Here is a 19,423-nt window from a genome sequence, read left to right on the forward strand (position 1 = left end):
AGCAGGTTAAACCTGATAAGACAGTCACCCGATCAAATCGGGACTGTCTTATCAACAATGCAATCACTTGGAATGTGATTGCTGTATCGCATCCAGGTTGCTTCGCGCCTCTTCATTTCCTTGCGCAGCTGCTTTCTCAAACCATTCGATAGCTTTCTTCTCATCCCTTGCCACGCCTTCTCCGGTAAAATACATGGCACCTAAATTATTTTGTGCATCTACATGTCCTTGTTCCGCAGCCTTTTTAAATAACTCGACAGCTTGTTCCATATCTTGAGGCACCCCCTCACCATTGGCATACATAAGCCCTAAATTGAATTGCGCATCGGCATAACCCTGCTCCGCCGCACGGTAAAACCATCCAGCCGCAAGTTCCGGATCGGTATTTAACACTTGACCGGAAGCTGTCTTGGAAACGGCATCACCCGTATAATACATTACACCTAAGCCATTCTGGGCGACTGGATCTCCAGCCCTTGCATCCTCCATGAGCGCCTTAAATTTTTCCGCAGCAATATTTTCATCGCCGACACCGGACGGCATAATCTGTTCCTTCAACGCAGCCTTCTCTTCTTCAGTCAGTCCCTCACTCATAAATGATGGGATCTCGCCCATCTTGGTAATTTCACCCATGGGATTAGGTATTGCGCTCTCTTCTGATTTATCACTTTTTGTCTCTTCACTGCAACCATGCAGCAATAAAACCGCTGCCGCAAGTAATAAAACAGCCAAAACTTTCATTTATAATTTCCTTTATTTCTCAAGTTAAACAATATAAAAAATACACTATAACAACTCGATGAGAAGTTGTGTATCGATAGTTACTAACGAGCCCCCGCCTTTTTTAATAATTCAGTAATTTCCCGATGATGATAGCGGCTGGCAAGCATCAATGCAGTCATTCCATTACCCGCTTTAAGATTGAGATTGGCATTTGCTGCGATCAGCGAATAGACTGCTCTCAAATTACCATGTTGAACTGCAAGCATTAATGCAGTAGCACCATTTTCCAACTGATAATCTACTTCAGCTTTTGCATTAACCAGAATTTGAATGGTCTGCTGATGCCCTTCCTGAGCAGCCAGCATGAGAGCTGTCATACCGTCTGCCCGTTTAGCATTCACATCGCTCTGGGCGTCTAACAACAGAGTAATTACTTTCCGTCTATCTTTCTCAGCAGCCAGCATCAATGCTGTGCCATCTTCTTCAGAAACGGCATTCACATCCGCGCCAGCTCTCAATAAAATCTCAACCATCTGATCACGACCATCCCGGGAAGCACGCATTAAAGGAGAGAGACCGTCATCTGCTCTTAGATTCACATCCGCACCGGCTTGTAGAAACCGCTCGACGATAGCGGAATTTCCTTTATTTACCGCTGCTAGAAATGCCGCATTCAATTCTTTCGAGCCTATTTTTTGATTCTCAAGAATAGTATTCACCACAGAAAGATTTCCCTTATCTGCGGCAGTAATCAATTCATCATCAGTATTCCCTGACCAGGCATCGAAAGCTAGAAAAGCCAGCAAAAATATTACTTTTGTTATAAATTCTTTTTTGAAAAATCTTATCATGCAAAATTTCCTATAATCATTCAATTATATTCATATGATTCCAGAATTCTAATCAGCTTATCGGTTTTGTATTTATTAATCGAATGGAAGAATTATACAATTTAAACAATTTTATTACCGCCATGTAACCCAGAATTCTCTTATCTATTACATTTCAAGATCATGTGCTGTATGCTATTGTTGCATAGACTGTATTAATCTACTGCCCGATAAAAAAATCTGACGCAAACCGCTAATTTTGATGGATACCAATCGGAGCGTATTTAACGTGGTATCTTGGCTGGTCATGTAATTACAGTTAATAAGCTAAAGTTCTTACTCTGCAAATAATTCAAAAAATTAATTTTTATGATCATTGATCATTATGACATTGTTATTGTTGGCGGTGGCCCAGTAGGCATGGCATTAGCGCTTAGCCTGCATGATCATGGAATATCCAGCCTGCTTCTTGAAGCTCGCGGATTACCGGAAAAAGACGAGGATCCGCGTCCATTGGCATTATCGCATGGCAGCCATCTGATATTGCAGCGCCTGAAAGTGTGGGATAAGTTAATACAAAATACCCCGATCCGGACAATTCATATTTCCAACCGCGGCAGTTTTGGTCGTACTATTTTGGAATCTCTGGATGCCGGTGTTCCTGCGTTGGGTTATGTAGTGAATTATCATGATCTTTTTAGCGCCATGCATACGCAGCTAACTGCCGCGCAATCCAAATATATTACTGGTGCTTTAGTTACCCGAATCGATACTGCTGAAAGCTCAGGCAATGTATTTTTTGATCATCGCGGACAATCGAAACAAGTAACCGCTAAGCTGCTAGTTCTGGCTGATGGCGGTCAGCTTACCAAGCACATCCCCGACATTAATTATCAATCCTATGACTATCAGCAATGGGCAGTAGTAGCAAATATCAGAGCTGAGAACAAGCAAGCGGGTATCGCTTATGAGCGCTTTACGCCGGATGGACCTATTGCGCTACTTCCCAATGATCCGGATTTTTCTTTGGTATGGACTGTAGCTCCAGAAATTGTAAAAAAAATTACCGAATTGAATGACAAATCTTTTTTATTCCAGCTTCACCAACATTTTGGTGATAGACTCGGAAAATTTATTGATGCGGGAAAAAGATCGGCATTTCCGTTATCACTTAAATATGCCGCATCCTCCGTATCGCAAAGAATTGCACTCATCGGCAATGCAGCCCAAACTTTACATCCTGTTGCAGGACAGGGGTTTAACCTAGGCCTGAGGGATGCCTACGAATTGGCACATGAAATTGTTCACACAAAAGATGTATCGCAAGAGCTCGGCACATCCACCATGCTATCCAGATATCGCCAGAGAAGACAAAAAGACAGTAACGCTGTTAGAATCTTTACCGATACTTTGGTCAAGCTATTTTCCAATGATAATAAAATACTAAACCAGGCTTGTGGATTTGGCTTAAGTACGTTGGATTGCCTACCGCCGCTGAAGCGTTTTGTTGCACGTCGAATGATATTTGGCGCTAAAAGATAATGTTGATCTTTGTTCCACGGTCAATTTGACAAAGGTTATAATAAAGCGCGCAGGGAATACGAATATAGAGTTCCGTTTTGCACGGTTGGGCTTTAAGCTACTTTCTACAAACTTTCAAATTACAGCAATACTCAACATCAGAGCTAACCTACTATTACTAATCTCCAAAAGATGTTTTCATGCAAATCGGCCCTCACATTCTAAAGAATAAATTGATTGTTGCTCCAATGGCCGGTGTTACCGATCGACCATTCAGACAGCTTTGTAAATCAATGGGTGCCGGGATGGCCGTATCCGAAATGGTATCAAGCAACTCTCTGCTCTGGGGTTCTAAAAAAACACAGCGTCGCGCGAATCATGAAGGAGAAGTTTCTCCCGTTTCTGTTCAGATTGCTGGCGCTGACCCGCAGATGCTTGCGGCAGCAGCACAGTACAATGCAGAAAATGGTGCCCAGATCATTGATATCAATATGGGATGTCCGGCAAAAAAAATTTGTAATGTCATGGCTGGTTCAGCACTATTACAAGATGAAAAATTAGTAGAAAAGATCCTAACTACTGTAGTCAGAGCAGTTGATATTCCAGTAACACTTAAAATCCGAACCGGATGGGATAAACAGCATAAGAATGCGTTAGCAATTGCACGTATTGCAGAAAATTCCGGCATTCAGGCACTTGCAATTCATGGTCGGACACGAGCATGCGCATACACTGGCACCGCGGAATACGACACCATCGCCGCGGTGAAGGCAGCAGTTAGAATTCCTGTCATCGCAAATGGCGATATCACTACCCCGGAAAAAGCAAAACAAATCCTGGTTTATACTAAAGCGGATGCGATTATGATTGGCCGCGCTGCGCAGGGAAGACCCTGGATTTTCCGCGAAATTGATCATTTTCTTACTACAGGCCAACATCTACAATCACCTGAAGTATCTGATATACATAGAGTTTTAATTGATCATCTGTATGATTTATATCATTTCTATGGTGAATACTCGGGCGTTCGCATCGCACGCAAACATATATCCTGGTACACCAAAGGGCTCATAGGTTCCGCCGGCTTTCGTCAGGCAATGAACCAATTACCGACCAGTGATCAGCAAATTTCTGAAACCAATAAATTTTTTACCCAATTAGCTAAACAAGGCCAAAGATTGAGTTATATCAAAGAGGGGAGTAATTAGTTTATGAGCGCAGTAAAGGAGAATGAAATTGCATCATGCATACGAAATGCCATAGGTGGGTATCTCAACGATCTGGATGGAGAAAAGCCGGGAAATATTTATAGCATGGTAATTCAAAGCGTTGAAAAACCTTTAATAGAAGTTGCCATTCAGCATACCCAAGGGAATCAAACACAAGCGGCTGAATTACTTGGAATTAACCGCAATACCTTACGTCAAAAAATGAAACAATATCAGATTAAATGATTATTAAACAAGCACTCATCAGTGTTTCTGATAAAACCGGAATCATTGATCTAACCCGGAAACTCATACAATACGGCATCAAAATTATATCTACGGGCGGTACTGCGAAATTATTAAATGAAGCTGGAATATCCGTTATTGAAGTTAGTAATTACACGGGTTTTCCGGAAATGCTGGATGGTCGAGTGAAAACACTTCACCCAAAAATTCATGCAGGTATTCTCGCCCGCGATGATTTGCCTGATCATCAGCAAGCGCTTGATCAAGCATCAATATCAAATATCGAACTGGTAATAGTCAATCTATATCCATTCAGGCAGGCAATCGCAAAACAAAACTCCACACTCAGTGATGCGATTGAGAATATTGACATTGGAGGCCCCACAATGATCCGCGCAGCTGCTAAGAATTATCAGAAAGTCACCGTAATAACCGACCCCTTGGATTATTCTTCACTCTGCGAAGAACTGGAAGCTAACAATAAATCGATCAATGCGACCACTCGTTTTAAGTTGGCCCAAAAAGCTTTTGCGCATACAGCCTCGTATGACAGTGCCATCAGTAATTATTTGACTGCATTGGATGAAAACTTTCTCCACAAAGATTTCCCAGAATCACTTCATCTGAATTTCAATATCGCACAGAATTTACGCTACGGAGAAAATCCCCATCAAAAAGCGGCATTCTATCGAGATTCGGTCATAACTGCTGGTGGTTTGGGGAATTATCAACAGCTGCAAGGAAAAGAATTATCCTACAATAACATTGCAGATACCGATGCAGCGTGGGAATGTGTTAAAACATTTGACAAACCGGCCTGTGTAATTGTAAAACATGCCAATCCTTGCGGAATAGCCATTTCTGAATCAGTACTGAGTGCTTATCAACTGGCATTCGCAACCGACCCGGTTTCTGCTTTTGGCGGCATCATCGCTTTCAATCGAATCATCGATAAAGATACTGCAGAGGCGATCCTCAAACAATTTGTTGAAGTGATTATTGCGCCGGAAATTTCACCCGAAGCGCAACAGTTGTTATTACAAAAAAATAACATTCGAGTATTGATGGTACCGTTACAAACAGGAGGCTCTATCTATGACTTAAAAAAAGTCAATGGCGGACTTCTTGTTCAAACACCGGATATTTCTAATATTACCGCAGCCGATTTGACGATAGTCACCAAAGTAAAACCCACTTCGCAACAATTGGATGATTTATTGTTCGCATGGAGAGCAGCAAAGTTTGTCAAATCCAATGCAATTGTATTTTGCCGCAACGGTCAAACAATCGGCATTGGCGCAGGTCAAATGAGTCGGATTGATAGCGCACGGATTGCGTCCATAAAAGCCCAGCAATCGGGCTATACACTTGCAGATTCTGTTGTCGCATCGGATGCATTTTTCCCCTTCCGCGATGGTTTAGACGTTGTTGTACAAGCAGGAGCAACAGCGATAATTCAGCCTGGCGGCAGTATTCGTGATGACGAAGTTATTGCGGCCGCGGATGAACAAGGCATCTCCATGATATTCACAGGCATCCGTCATTTTAGACATTAGAAAATCTCTGTATCATGAAACTATTAGTTATTGGTGGGGGAGGCAGAGAACATGCGCTGGCATGGAAATTAAGCCTCTCATCACGCGTACACAAGGTATTTGTGGCACCTGGAAATGCGGGTACTGCACTAGAGCCAGGGGTAGAAAATATTCCCATTACTGCAATCCCTGAGTTAATCGAATTTGCACGGAAAGAGCATGTTGTAATCACCGTTGTCGGACCAGAAATACCGCTTGCTGCAGGTATTGTTGATGCCTTCCAAGCCAGCGGCTTAAAAATATTTGGACCAACTCAGCAAGCGGCTCAGCTCGAGACTTCAAAGATTTTTGCCAAGAAATTCATGCAGCGACACCAGATTCCTACCGCATCCTACATGAGCTTCACTGATGCTGAATTAGCACATCAATATATTGATCAGCAACCCATCCCTTTAGTAATCAAAGCAGATGGCCTCGCGGCAGGAAAAGGTGTCATTGTTGCACAAACCCATGAACAAGCACACTCAGCTGTGGATGCCATACTGGTCAATAAAAATCTTGGCACTGCAGGATGTGAAATTATTATAGAAGAATTTCTCCAGGGCACAGAAGTCAGCTTTATCGTCATGACGGATGGCCTCCATATCCTCCCGATAGCAACAAGTCAAGATCATAAACGTCTTTATGATAAAGAATTGGGTCCTAATACTGGCGGAATGGGCGCATACTCACCCGCTCCTTTTATTTCACCCGATCTGCATGCACAAATCATGCGTAATATTATCGATCCTGTCATTAGCGGATTACGGCAAGAGGGCATCCGCTATACCGGCTTTCTTTACGCCGGTTTAATGATTACAGCGGATGGTCATGCAAACGTACTGGAATTTAACTGCCGTCTGGGAGATCCGGAAACGCAACCTATCATACTTCGTTTAAAAAGCGATCTGTTGACACTCATTGAGCATGCTATAAATGGAACGCTAGGCAATGTTGATATTGAATGGGACAAACGTGCCGCGCTTGGGGTTGTGATGGCGGCGCATGGTTATCCTGAAAATCCGAGAAAAAATGATGTCATTCATGGCCTGCATGATCTTATCAATGAACAAAAGGACAATGACACTTTTCATATTTTCCACGCCGGAACGATCATGAAAGGAAAAGACGGAAACGAAATTCTGACTGCAGGAGGACGGGTTTTATGCGCAACGGCACTAGGCGAAAATGTTAAAGCCGCTCAGCAAAATGCTTATAAGCTCATCGAAAAAATTTACTTCGAGGATTACCAAATTCGCCATGATATCGGCTCTCAAGGCATAAATTATCAGGAAAAAAACAAAAAGTAATTGAATAAGTATTTTCAAATATAATTGAACAAGGATAACCCAGAAATTTTAATATAGGATTGTTGCGCAGCTTGGAGATACAGCTGTTGTCTTTGAAAATCTGAAATTACCTTCGACAGATCGGCGTTTTGCAAATCAGAAAGTAGTTTTTCAAATTGAATACTTTGATCTTCGCCAACACTTTCCAAGCTGTCTATTTCATTCATTCGAGCCCCGATAGCGGACTGTTTAGTAAGTACATGCTCCAAACTGTTGTTAATATTTTGAAGTGCTGTATTTAAGCTATTTGACAATCGTGTGCTTGCCGGTTGACTGCTGGACGGTGTTTCGAGTGCCGTAATCAAATCGCTCACGGTTTCAAAAATACTTTGATTACTGCTTGGAAAAACTGTAAATCTATCCCCATTCGCCGGATCCCCCGTAATACTTAATTGTATTCCATCAAAACTGATCGCGCTGTCACTGGTGTAAGGATTACCTGACGAAACTGCCGACCCTGTGGTTACGTTTACAATATCATAGGTTGTCACACCGGCTGCAACTGTGAAATTAATTTCATAATTAGCACCAGTAAGATCAGTTGGTACAGTCACTGATCCCTTATCGATAATGCCAGTACCCGTGTTTAATGCGTCGGCTGCGGTTGAGAAAATACCGTTCCCGTCCTTTATACGCTCAAAAACATCGGTACCAGAATCGCTGACAGCAAGCTGACGCGCCGATCCAACATGATTCATTCTCTGCCCTTGATCTCCCGCATACTGCACATTCAGACCCGTTTGAACAAAAGGCTTTGTATTAGCTTGATATCCCGAAAATAGGAATTGCCCATTTTCATCCGTGGTATTGGCTAAACCCACTAATGAATCAAACTTACCACGTAATTCCGTAGCAAGAATTTTCTTATCCGCATCGTTTAGTGTCGAATTTCCGGCATAAACGGCTGAGTTATGCACGCTCTGAAGAATCGAAGTTATTTGCTTGAGTACATTCTCTTCCAGCCCCAATGAGGAGCTTGCACTGGCACGATTAACAGAGAATTGTTTATTCAGTGATGCTGCTTGTGTAACATTCAACGCCTGTGCCGCAGCAATTGGATCATCTGAAGGTGTCAGGATTCGTTTACCGGTAGATAGTTGCTGTTGGGTCTTAACTAAGTTGCCCTGGTTCTGGAGCATCAAATTAGTCCCAGTTTCATGAATTGTTTGTGTACTGACGCGCATGATATGACCCTCAGCTTAGAAATACATTTAACGGATACGAAGAATTGAATCAAACAGTGTATTGCTCATTTCAATAATCTTACTTGCAGCTTGGTAAGCTTGCTGAAAACGCATTAAATTGGCAGCTTCTTCATCCAGATTAACACCTGATGTGGACTGTATAGTATTTTCAATTTGTGCCAGGAAATTAGCTTGTGACTTACTGGTCACTTCCAATTCTCGCGTTTTATTACCAATCTGACTAACAAGCTGTCCATAAGCGGACTGGTATGATGCCGTACCATTCTCCACAGTATTTTTAGTTTGTAAGGCACCCAGCAACAATGCATTCCGATTATCGGCAGAGCCGTTAAGGTTAGGTGTAATTGTAAAAATATCCCCTGCAGCAGGGTTGCCACTAATTTGAAAAGTATAACCATTGAAACTAATATCAGCTCCTTCAGTATATGCTTGATTAGTGGCTGGTAACCCGGCACCAGTACCCGTCACATCATATTGACCATCGTATGGCGCATGAAATGTTATAGTCAGGGGTTGCTGAAGATTGGGATCCAAAGGCAAAGGATTTACAGTGCCAGCACTGATCTTTCCAGTACCGATATTCGTTACTGCTGCATTGGTACGATTAGGCGCTGCTGCAGCAATTTTGGTTGTGTCGGCAATATTTACCGCGATATCTTTCGCGCCATTTACAGTAGGTTGTATTCGGAATCTCTCATTAGTAAGAATAGTCGCTCCGGTAACAGAAATACCATCAAGCACTAATGGCGCTCCTCCTGACGGAGCAACTAAGGTACTTACCGAAGTATTATCTGATAATCTCGTTAATGTATAGTTAGTGCCATCGTATGAGAACTGATAATCACTCGTAGTTAAGGCACCATGATCACTTATGCTTGCAGTGATATTAGAAGCCGGATTATTGGTTAATGCTGAAATTACCTTGGGCGAGGAGACAGTGAAGAAATTTTCTCCCATATCACCATTAAGATCCACACCTAACTGATGTTGCTCATTGAAACTATGCGCTAACGTAATGGCAATTCTTCCTAAAGCATTTTGTGCATTATCAAGCGTTTCGCTTCGAAAGGACAAAAGCCCTCCCAAAACCCCACCGGTAATCTGATCCTCATGAATTTGAATAGTATTATTCCTTGAGATGAGACCTAAGGTTAAATCGCTCGGATCATCAGGTGATTGGATCGCTTTTAGCGATAGTACCTGGCTTCCAACAACCAATGCTTGTCCATTTCCCACAAAAATACTTACACTTCCATTACTTTCCCGAATGGTATCCGTATTGATTAATTTACTTAGCCGGTTGATAAGTTCATCACGCTGATCGAGCATATCATTAGCGGGTTGCCCACCAGATGCGCCTTCTGCCAGTGTAATCTGTTGATTTATCTCGGCTAGCTGACCCGCCAAAGAATTTACCTCAACAACAATACTGGTAACTTGAGCGTTAATGTCTTCTCTCATTTGTGACATGCGTTGATCCATACTTTGGAATCGCGCCGCGAGCGCTTCACCATTACTTATCATAGCTTGGCGTGATGGAATCACAGATGGATTTGATGCCACGTCTTGCAATGCACTAAAAAAATTTTGGAGTGCTGGAGAGAGTCCTGAAGTAGTGTCTCCCAGCATATCGTCTAGTTGCTTAATTTGTGCAAAATGACTATCGAGCGATTGGCTTTGTGTTTGGATCTGTAAGGATTGGTTAACAAGAAATTGGTTGTATATACGTTGAACTGTCGTTGAGTGAACACCACGCCCAACAAATCCGGCTCCCGATGATTGGGGTGTATTGGTGTTCAGTATGACCTGCTGGCGATTATACCCGGGAGTAGCCACATTACTGATATTATGACTGGTTGTTAGTAACTGATTTTGCGCAGTTAGTAAACCAGAAATCCCAATGTCAAGAATACCATTTCCCATAGCTTATATGCTGGCCTTTAATTTTATTAAATTTCTAATAGTGATATCGGTAAGTTGATAAAAGAATTAAGAAAATTTCTTTGTCAAATGAATTCACGATTCCGCATTGCTTCACTGTTAATTATTCGAATCAGCTTCTCGGCATATTTGGGATCGGTAGCATAACCAGCTCGCTGCAAACCTGTTGCAAATCCAGCAAAATCAGGAGATTCTAAGACTTTTGCATAGCGCGGATTATCCAATAACAATCTAGCATAATCGTTAAACCCTTCCGCATAGGAGCTATAAGCACGAAATTTATCTACGATCTTTTGTGGTATACCATTAATATATTCAGTAGTTACTTTCTCTACGGTGTCACCCTTCCAACTTGAGCCGGCTTTAATACCGAACAAATTGTAGCTTGGGCTATTGTCATCACGACGAATCTCATGTTTGCCCCAACCACTCTCAAGGGCTGCCTGGGCCAGCATAAAATGAGAAGGAATACCCGTTGATTGAGAGGCCGCCTTTGCATGTGGTAGAAGCGTATCGATAAAATCCATTGAGCGATTGAACGATTTCGTCAGCTGTGATTCAATTTGAATGGGCGTTATAAAAACTTCATTCGTTGAAGTCATTTGTTCTGCTTTCTTCGAATTATGCATGCTGGACCACAATTGGCCGGATATATCCTCGGGGTGTCCATTTTTTGGAGGTGATGGCGGATTAACGGCATTAATAGAAGACAAAATAGCATCGGCCTGACTTATCGAAGTCTGTGGTTCAATCGAACCCTCTGTTCTACCTAATTGCTTTACTAATATATTAGCGATACCAATTCCTTTGGTTGACAGATGCTGGGCAAGTTGTTGGTCATACATCTGTGTAAAAAACTGCGTTTGTTGACTATCAAAAATTCCATCTTTAGGAGTCGCCTCCCGCATGCTTTTAAGTAACATATTCATAAACAGTGCTTCAAATTGCTGTGCCGCCTTATGCAGCGCCTGCTGCGGATTCCGTTTTGCCATCAACTGCAAATCATCAATGCTTTTGGCATCGACTGCAAGCTTGCTTGAAATATCCGCTGATATCATCATGTATATTTTCCGGGTTAAATAATTTCCAAATCCGCACGCAACGAACCCGCGGCTTTTAGTGCTTGCAAAATGGACAATAAATCTTGTGTTGTTGCACCAATCGCTGTTAACGCTTTAACAACTTCCCCAAGATCGGCTCCGTTTGGCAACAACATTAAATTTCCTTCGTCAGTACGTATCTCAACTTGAGACCGTTGTGTGACAACAGTTTCGCCCCGCTGTGCAAAAGGGCCTGGTTGGCTAATGACAGGCTCTGTATTAATAATGATTGATAAATTGCCATGCGCAATTGCGCTTGTTTCCAGCGTCACCGATTGATTCATTACAATTGATCCGGTGCGGGAATTAACAATAACTTTTGCTGTTGCTTTAGCGGGAACTACATCCATGCTCTCAATCTGGGAAATAAACATGATTCTCTGGCTAGTATCAGCAGGCGCTTTCACTTGCACGACACGTCCATCAACCGCAACGGCAGAAGCCGGGTAAAATGAATTAATGGCATCTACGATTCGATTCACCGTTGTAAAGTCGGTTGAATTCAGCTCAAGATTAATGTAATCCCCCTGCCCTACAACCGTTGGAATCTCACGTTCGACTATACCTCCTCCGGTGATCCTTCCCACGCTGAGATGATTAACCTGCACACTGCTTCCTCCGGCAGCGGCGCCGATACCCCCTACCAAAACACTTCCTTGTGCCATTGCATAAACTTGATTATCAGCTCCTTTTAGTGGAGTCATTAGCAACGTTCCGCCACGCAAGCTTTTTGCATTTCCCATGGACGATACCGTAACATCAATATGCTGCCCGGTTTTGGTAAATGCCGGCAGTGTTGCTGTCACCATTACAGCTGCAACATTTCGTAACTGTAAATTGGTTCCGGGCGGCAAATTAACACCTAGCTGACCCAACATATTGATAATGCTTTGTACCGTAAATGGTGTCTGGGTAGTCATATCACCACTTCCATCTAAGCCGACTACTAACCCATAACCTATCAATTGATTGTTACGTACTCCCTGAATCGATGCTAAATCCTTTATTCGATCCGCTAGACTTATGCCCGGCAGGAATAAGCATATCATCAGCAAACTTTGAATAATCATGTGCAAAATTTTCATAATGTTATGTACTTTTCAGAAAATCGAATATACGTATCAAAATAATCAAAAAGGTGTCGCATTCAGAAAAAAGCGCGATAACCACCCCATCGTCTGAGCTTCATCAATATAGCCATTAGCTCGATATTCAATGCGCGCATCAGCTATCTGTGTCGATGATATGGTGTTTCCCATGACATGGATTGGATTGACCACTCCAGAAAGCCTGATGAATTCTTGCCCTTGGTTTATACCAATCTGTTTTTCACCACTGACCACCAGATTTCCATTGGGCAATGCCTCAATCACTGTTACTGTAATCGTTCCTTTAAAATCATTTTTGCTGGAACTCTCACCACCGCCATCAAAACTATTATTGGATTTAGCTTCAACAGTGGCGTGTTTTTTTAATAAACCTAAAGGTATTCCAAGAAGACTGGGAACCGAGAAATCAATACTTCCTGAGCGATCTACATTACTTCCTGAGCTCTTACTTGCATTGGTTCGTTCATTCAAAGTAACAATGATCGTATCGCCAACACTTCTTGCGCGGCGATCTTCAAATAAAGGGGTATAACGAACACCATTCGTCGTACTATTTAGGGCTTGCAAAATGGAGCCATTAGGCTGAATGACTGCCAAGCTTTGATGAGCTGGTCGTAAGGAATTAGGTTGATGAGTAACTGTTGATGGCGTGGTTGTACAACCCGATGCGAGCATAAAAAACATCAATATATACGCGAAAAGATATTTATTACCTATCAACGGCTGGCAGTTAACCATTCCTATTACTCCCGTAATTAACCGATTATAATTGCGCTAGTTTTTGCAGCATTTGATCGGATGTCTCAATAGACTTGGAATTCATTTCATAAGCACGTTGCGTTTGAATCATATTAACCAATTCCTCCACTACACTTACATTTGAAGTTTCAACGAATCCCTGATCCAGAATTCCCAATCCATTTGTCCCAGGCGCATTCTGATTGGGCGTCCCGCTGGATGCAGTTTCCATATAAAGGTTCTCGCCCATTTTCTGTAATCCGGATGGATTGATGAAGCTTGCCAATTGGATATTACCAAGTTGTATAGGTACATTAGAGCCGGGCACCGTTGCAGATACCGTGCCATCTCGCCCTACAGTCACAGTCTGAGTATTGGGTGGAACAACAATTGCCGGCTGTACCATATATCCGCTCGAGGTTACAAGTTGACCATTAAGATCCAATTGAAATGCTCCATCACGAGTATAAGCAGTTGTACCATCAGGCATTAGCACCTGAAAAAAACCCAGCCCTCGGATTGCAACATCGCGCGGATTATCTGTCGGTTGTATTATTCCCTGGGTAAAAATACTTTCAGTTGCTACTGGTTTAACACCCGTGCCAAGCTGTAAACCAGAAGGTAATTGGGTTTGTTGCGAGGATTGAGCGCCGGGTTGTCGCAACGTTTGATACATTAAATCTTCAAACACTGCACGAGATCGCTTAAAACCATTGGTATTGACATTCGCCAAATTATTAGCAATCACATCCAATTTGGTTTGCTGTGCTTCTAAACCCGTTTTGGAAATCCATAATGAACGTATCATTTGATTAATCCCCTCAATTTACTGTTTCTAAGCTCTTACAAGCATAATTTGACTCGCCTGCTGTGCGTTGCGTTCTGCATTCTCCAGCATCTTCATTTGCATATCGAACTGACGAGCCAAAGCAATCATGCTGACCATCTCATGCACGACATTCACATTACTGCCTTCCAGTGTTCCGTCGATCAGTCGAACTCTGGCATCAACAAGTGCCTCCTTACCGTCTTTCTGACGAAACAAACCATCGGCACCTTTTACAAGACTCTCCTCCGGAGGATTGACCAACTTAATTCGCCCGACAATAGCCACAGTATTTGGCAGCGCATTAAGCGGAACTGTTGATACGGTTCCATCCACACCGATGGTTATACGCGTTTCCGGTGGGACAGAAATAACCCCCGTGTCACCTTTAACTTTCAGGCCATTCTGGGTTAACAGCAAACCATTTGGACCGACTTGCAAACTGCCATTGCGGGTATACGCCTCTTCACCATTATCAAGCTGTACGGAAATCCAACCAGGACCACGAATAGCGACATCAAGATCGCGCCCAGTTGTTTCTAATGGGCCGGTAGTGAAATCGGAACCTGTTGTTGAATCCACCACAAAAGCGCGGGTCGGCAATCCATCGCCAAATAATGGAACCGCACGGAATGCATTGGTTTCAGACCGATAGCCCGTGGTTGATGCATTAGCGAGATTGTGTGCTACCGTCGCTTGTTGATTCAGCGTATGGTTTGCACCGGTCATTGATGTGTAAATAAGTCGATCCATGGATTTCTACTCAACTTTCGTAAAAAAAAACTAAAGATTAACCAATGTTTGCAAAATTGCATCCTGAGTTTCAATTGTCTTCGCATTCGCTTGATACATACGCTGAGCGGTAATCATTTTTACCAATTCAGAGGTTAAATCCACATTGGCGGATTCAACGGCAGAAGCTTGCAGCACTCCTAACGTTCCTGAGTTGGGCTGTCCAACCAGTGGTTGGCCTGAACTGGGCGTTTCTATCCAACGACCATCACCAATGGGATTGAGACCTTGTGGATTTACAAAACTGGCCAAGACAACTTGCCCCAGTGTTTTATTTTGTCCATTACTGTAATTTCCTTGAATTATTCCCTCAGGAGACGTTGTAAAACCAGCTAATCGACCCGATGCATATCCATCGCTCTGTGCCAAATTAATACCAAATTGAGAGCCAAATTGTGTCGCTGTAGTCAGATCCAAAGCGAAAACCAAAGGAGAGCCTGCTCCCAGTGTCGGATTGATGGTTGCCAAATCCACTGACACATTAAAAGGTGCGATCGGTGCAGTCAGAATTCCATTATCGTCAAACGTTAAGGTCACTGCAGCAGCGCCGTCCAACGTAACGCCAATAGGGACGCCTGCCGGATCAATTGCGCCATCGACACTCGCATACATATCCCATGTATTGGCTAATGCGCCCGATTTCTGAAAATAATAAGTAAACGCATGATCATTACCTAAGCTATCGAAAAACACTCCGGATCTTTTTTCATTAAAGCTCTGAGTATTATTCGCATCAAAAATAGCGACTGCAGGCGCATCAGCATTTGATGGCAAATTAAAACCCAGATTGAAAGTCGATGTGACTCTTGGAGAAATATCGCTGGTATTCAATTGTAGATTGGTTGGCTGAGCGGTGTTTATATTGCCATCCGCATCGGGTGCATACCCGGTCAGATTTATTCCGCTCGCATCGGTGAGAAATCCATTTCCATCGAGACGGAATTGACCATTACGGCTATAACTAATCACACCGTTATCATTCATACGAAAAAAACCTTGGCCATTTATCGCGATATCCAATGGATTATTGGTTGGCGCAATATCCCCCTGGTTAAATAACTGCGCAACAGTAGCTACTCTCGCACCAATGCCCACTTGAGTGCGCGAAGAACCGGCTCCATCCAATGAATTTGCAAATATATCGGTAAATTGAGCTTGAGACTGTTTATACCCGACAGTATTTACATTGGCAATGTTATTACCCACTACATCCAGATTTGTCGATGCCGCGCTTAAACCACTTAAACCTTGTTGAAAACCCATCTTGCTCTCCTAATCAAAATACCTGTTTAACGTCAGATAAACTGACTAATCCCAACGCTTTACCCATATCGAGAAAAGTACCCAGTTCTCCATGGGAAACGCTATTTACCGTTCCAAATGAAAGCGTATTGACTTTTACGTCCTTATCACCCTGTTTTGCAGTAACCTCAAAACTATAATCACCCGCGGCTGCTTGAGTGCCGCTGTCTGTTTCGCCATCCCAAGCAATAGTACTGACGCCTGCCGGTTGCACACCCAATTCCATTTTTCTAATTGCAATACCCAAGCTATCGAATATCGTTACAGTTGCTTGATCGACCGATTGAGCTAATTCAATTCCGGCTATAGCGCCTTCTCCTTCAAGAGTAATGGATTTGCCGGGAACATAAGCGCTATGTCCAATCATTTCCAATGCTTCGATCGATCGGCCATCATCAGCGCTGGAAACCAATTGCTGCAGTGTTGTGTTTAATTTATCGATACCTGTCACCGTGCTGATTTGCGCCAACTGACTAGTCACTTCTGCATTGTCTAATGGTTTGAGTGGGTCTTGATTTTTCATTTGGGTAATCAGAAGCTTCAAAAAACGATCCTGAGGGTTTTCGGCATCCTTCTTAGTTTTGATACCTGCTGTGGTTCCCGCCGAAATTGATTGCGAATCGGCTGCTTGAACTGAAGTCATGGAATGCTCCTTTATTGACCGAGGGTCAGGGTTTTTTGTAACAGAGACTTAGTAGTGTTCATCATATCGACACTATTCTGATACGAGCGTGAGGCCGACATCATATTGACCATTTCATCGACGACATTGACATTTGGCATCGTCACATAACCGCTTGTATTCGCAAATGGATGATTGGGTTCAAATACTTGCCGCATCGGCGATGGATCATGAATAACGCCCGCAACCTTAACACCCGCAGCACCATTAGCATCCGCACGCAATGTGCTGAAAACCACTTGACGTCCACGATATGGTTCTCCAGTCGAACTGGTAACACTATCCGCATTCGAAAGATTGCTCGCCACCACATTCAAACGCTGCGACTGCGCGGACATGGCCGAGCTAGCTATACCAAACACATTAAATAATGACATTTTTTATCTCTCCTGCAATGCTAATGATATATTTTTAAGCTCATTACTTAAGAAAGTGATGCTCGCATCGTACTTGATTGCATTATCAGCAAATCGGGTGCGTTCCATATCCATATCAACCGTATTTCCATCTGCGCTAGGTTGCAAAGGAACGCGATATAGAATGTTATCTCCGAATAATCCAGGCACAGATGAATTAATATGCATTAACGATGTCGTATTAAGGCTTACTTTTTTCAGGCTTGGGGTAGAAGAAAGTTTTTCATGAAGCATACTGGCAAAGTCAATATCTTTTGCCTTAAAATTAGGGGTATCAGCATTAGCCACATTGCTTGAAAGTAATTCTTGCCTCGCAACCCTTAAGCTTAACGCAGTGTGGTGATAATTTAATTCTTTATCAAGTTTATTAATCATCTTCTATATTGCCTTAATCAAATAATTTTCTATTCATCATTTAGCATTTAGCATTTAGCATGCCAACTATAGTAAATGCTCGGATTGATAGGCGAAGCAACAATAAAGACAAGAAATAGAGGTTATCTTTGAGCATGAATCCATTTGCAATTGCTTAATATACGGATATAGCGGCAATAATTGCCGGCATCGGCAAAAATGAATGATCCAGCAAATAAAAAAATTATGATACGTTACTCAATATTAATCCTTTGCCCAATCATCGTGGTACTTGCTTCTTTTACGCCGGCACTTGCGTCTCGGCACAAAAATATTCCCCCTAGACAAGAAATATCTCTGATAAATAATGCAATTGAAAATTTTCTCTACAGCAACACAGCTAGCTTGCCCGGTCACGTCACTGTAAATATAAGTCAAATTGACAGACACCTGGTATTACCGGAGTGTCCGCAGTTAGAACCTTTTATTCCGGTAGGAAACCGTTTATGGGGAAAAACTTCTATTGGTGTCCGTTGTAATAGCGGGATTGCAACCTGGACCATCTACGTGCAAGCAGAGATAAATGTGATGTCGAATGTGTTACATACCGCTCGACCTATCGCTACCGGACAAATAATCACCAATGAGGATATTGCGCCTCAGAATACCAATCTGACACAATTACCCGAAGGCATACTCACCGATGCTTCGCTAATAGTGGGTAAAGTTGCCGCAACTAATTTACCAGCCGGTCAACCCTTACGTCCGCAAATGCTACGGGCTCCCTATGTAATCTTACGGGGACAAACCGTCAGTTTAGTCGTTCAAGGCCGCGGATTTAATATTCAATCTGAGGGACAAGCATTAGCTGATGCGGCTGATGGGCAGGTGATTCAAGTTCGCAATAAATCAGGACGAATCGTCAGCGGATTAGCCCGTCCCAATTCAATTGTTGAAATAAAACCATAGCTTATACCCAACAGAATAATTCCCCTGCAGTCGCTAACCACTAAAAATTAATACCGTATTAATACTTAAATCAGATTTATAATCATTAATGACATCGCAAAACAATTAACAAATTATTTTTTACTGTGATAAACATAAACCATACGCTTGAAATCAAAAAAATTCTGACCGATACTTTAGGATTGGACAAACGGCTCGATGCAATGGGGTCGGATGTAATATTACTCGGCAATATTCCTGAGCTTGATTCAGTTGCAATTGTTACGATCATTTTGGCTTTAGAGCAAAAATTTTCTATCTCAATAAAGGATGACGAAATTAGTGCCAAAACTTTTGAGAAGCTTAGTTCATTGGCTAACTTTGTAGAAATAAAACTGGCTGAAAAGAACAGGCAATTAGCCTGAATCTACCCTCAAATACCGGCACACTACCGATTGTGTTCTGATTCAATTCATGCATAATCACTTTTAATACAATCAAAATCATCATGGAGCATAGCATTGAAATTACACCCTGCTCATTTCTCTCATCAATATAT

General features: G+C 42.5%; 20 protein-coding genes. 7 read left to right on the plus strand and 13 right to left on the minus strand.

Annotated features, from left to right (window positions below; translation table 11 throughout):
- Positions 1-63 precede the first annotated feature (63 nt).
- Both CPG39_RS02835 and CPG39_RS02840 read right to left on the minus strand, forming a co-directional pair.
- Positions 64-741 carry a tetratricopeptide repeat protein gene (locus tag CPG39_RS02835; RefSeq protein ID WP_096291942.1) on the minus strand — a complete coding sequence of 226 codons (678 nt, stop codon included), beginning with the start codon at positions 739-741 and terminating at the stop codon, positions 64-66.
- Between the two features lie 83 nt (positions 742-824).
- On the minus strand, positions 825-1,598 hold the full coding sequence (locus CPG39_RS02840; protein WP_231990372.1) for an ankyrin repeat domain-containing protein: 774 nt from the start codon (positions 1,596-1,598) through the stop codon (positions 825-827).
- A gap of 324 nt (positions 1,599-1,922) precedes the next feature.
- Between CPG39_RS02840 and CPG39_RS02845 the strand changes: the two genes are divergently transcribed.
- The 5 genes from CPG39_RS02845 to purD all read left to right on the plus strand — a co-directional run bounded on the left by CPG39_RS02845 (position 1,923) and on the right by purD (position 7,412).
- Positions 1,923-3,095 carry an FAD-dependent monooxygenase gene (locus tag CPG39_RS02845; protein ID WP_096291944.1) on the plus strand — a complete coding sequence of 391 codons (1,173 nt, stop codon included), beginning with the start codon at positions 1,923-1,925 and terminating at the stop codon, positions 3,093-3,095.
- 179 nt (positions 3,096-3,274) lie between these two features.
- On the plus strand, positions 3,275-4,282 hold the full coding sequence (gene dusB, locus CPG39_RS02850) for a tRNA dihydrouridine synthase DusB (protein ID WP_096291945.1): 1,008 nt from the start codon (positions 3,275-3,277) through the stop codon (positions 4,280-4,282).
- 3 nt (positions 4,283-4,285) lie between these two features.
- On the plus strand, positions 4,286-4,528 hold the full coding sequence (locus CPG39_RS02855) for a helix-turn-helix domain-containing protein (RefSeq protein ID WP_013647637.1): 243 nt from the start codon (positions 4,286-4,288) through the stop codon (positions 4,526-4,528).
- Entirely contained in the window at positions 4,525-6,084 is a 1,560-nt protein-coding gene (gene purH / locus CPG39_RS02860) for a bifunctional phosphoribosylaminoimidazolecarboxamide formyltransferase/IMP cyclohydrolase (RefSeq protein ID WP_096291946.1), read from the plus strand. Before CPG39_RS02855 ends, purH begins: the two co-directional genes overlap by 4 nt.
- A gap of 14 nt (positions 6,085-6,098) precedes the next feature.
- Positions 6,099-7,412 carry a phosphoribosylamine--glycine ligase gene (gene purD, locus CPG39_RS02865; RefSeq protein WP_096291947.1) on the plus strand — a complete coding sequence of 438 codons (1,314 nt, stop codon included), beginning with the start codon at positions 6,099-6,101 and terminating at the stop codon, positions 7,410-7,412.
- Between the two features lie 14 nt (positions 7,413-7,426).
- On the opposite strand, the gene flgL is transcribed toward purD, so the two are convergent.
- From flgL to flgB, 11 genes are all read right to left on the minus strand, one after another.
- On the minus strand, positions 7,427-8,635 hold the full coding sequence (gene flgL / locus CPG39_RS02870) for a flagellar hook-associated protein FlgL (RefSeq protein ID WP_096291948.1): 1,209 nt from the start codon (positions 8,633-8,635) through the stop codon (positions 7,427-7,429).
- A gap of 27 nt (positions 8,636-8,662) precedes the next feature.
- A complete protein-coding gene (flgK, locus tag CPG39_RS02875) occupies positions 8,663-10,579 on the minus strand; it encodes a flagellar hook-associated protein FlgK (RefSeq protein ID WP_096291949.1) in 1,917 nt (638 codons plus the stop codon).
- An 83-nt stretch (positions 10,580-10,662) separates the two neighbouring features.
- Positions 10,663-11,658 carry a flagellar assembly peptidoglycan hydrolase FlgJ gene (flgJ, locus tag CPG39_RS02880; RefSeq protein ID WP_096291950.1) on the minus strand — a complete coding sequence of 332 codons (996 nt, stop codon included), beginning with the start codon at positions 11,656-11,658 and terminating at the stop codon, positions 10,663-10,665.
- A 14-nt stretch (positions 11,659-11,672) separates the two neighbouring features.
- Entirely contained in the window at positions 11,673-12,782 is a 1,110-nt protein-coding gene (locus CPG39_RS02885) for a flagellar basal body P-ring protein FlgI (RefSeq protein WP_096291951.1), read from the minus strand.
- Between the two features lie 45 nt (positions 12,783-12,827).
- Entirely contained in the window at positions 12,828-13,544 is a 717-nt protein-coding gene (locus tag CPG39_RS02890) for a flagellar basal body L-ring protein FlgH (RefSeq protein ID WP_062559414.1), read from the minus strand.
- A 25-nt stretch (positions 13,545-13,569) separates the two neighbouring features.
- Positions 13,570-14,352: a flagellar basal-body rod protein FlgG gene (flgG, locus tag CPG39_RS02895; RefSeq protein ID WP_013647644.1), complete on the minus strand. Its 783-nt coding sequence runs from the start codon at positions 14,350-14,352 to the stop codon at positions 13,570-13,572.
- Between the two features lie 27 nt (positions 14,353-14,379).
- Entirely contained in the window at positions 14,380-15,123 is a 744-nt protein-coding gene (flgF, locus tag CPG39_RS02900) for a flagellar basal-body rod protein FlgF (RefSeq protein WP_013647645.1), read from the minus strand.
- A gap of 30 nt (positions 15,124-15,153) precedes the next feature.
- A complete protein-coding gene (gene flgE, locus CPG39_RS02905; protein ID WP_096291952.1) occupies positions 15,154-16,425 on the minus strand; it encodes a flagellar hook protein FlgE in 1,272 nt (423 codons plus the stop codon).
- A gap of 13 nt (positions 16,426-16,438) precedes the next feature.
- Positions 16,439-17,107, minus strand: coding sequence for a flagellar hook assembly protein FlgD (locus CPG39_RS02910; RefSeq protein ID WP_096291953.1), 669 nt, complete (start codon positions 17,105-17,107; stop codon positions 16,439-16,441).
- Between the two features lie 11 nt (positions 17,108-17,118).
- On the minus strand, positions 17,119-17,523 hold the full coding sequence (gene flgC, locus CPG39_RS02915) for a flagellar basal body rod protein FlgC (RefSeq protein ID WP_096291954.1): 405 nt from the start codon (positions 17,521-17,523) through the stop codon (positions 17,119-17,121).
- A gap of 3 nt (positions 17,524-17,526) precedes the next feature.
- A complete protein-coding gene (flgB, locus tag CPG39_RS02920) occupies positions 17,527-17,937 on the minus strand; it encodes a flagellar basal body rod protein FlgB (protein WP_013647649.1) in 411 nt (136 codons plus the stop codon).
- Between the two features lie 225 nt (positions 17,938-18,162).
- Between flgB and flgA the strand changes: the two genes are divergently transcribed.
- Together flgA and CPG39_RS02930 are read left to right on the plus strand one after the other, a co-directional pair.
- Positions 18,163-18,885 carry a flagellar basal body P-ring formation chaperone FlgA gene (gene flgA, locus CPG39_RS02925; protein WP_231990373.1) on the plus strand — a complete coding sequence of 241 codons (723 nt, stop codon included), beginning with the start codon at positions 18,163-18,165 and terminating at the stop codon, positions 18,883-18,885.
- 125 nt (positions 18,886-19,010) lie between these two features.
- Entirely contained in the window at positions 19,011-19,289 is a 279-nt protein-coding gene (locus tag CPG39_RS02930; protein WP_096291956.1) for a phosphopantetheine-binding protein, read from the plus strand.
- The last annotated feature ends 134 nt before the right edge of the window (positions 19,290-19,423 follow it).

The organism is Nitrosomonas ureae (genome assembly GCF_900206265.1).
Classification (GTDB): Bacteria; Pseudomonadota; Gammaproteobacteria; order Burkholderiales; family Nitrosomonadaceae; genus Nitrosomonas; species Nitrosomonas ureae_C.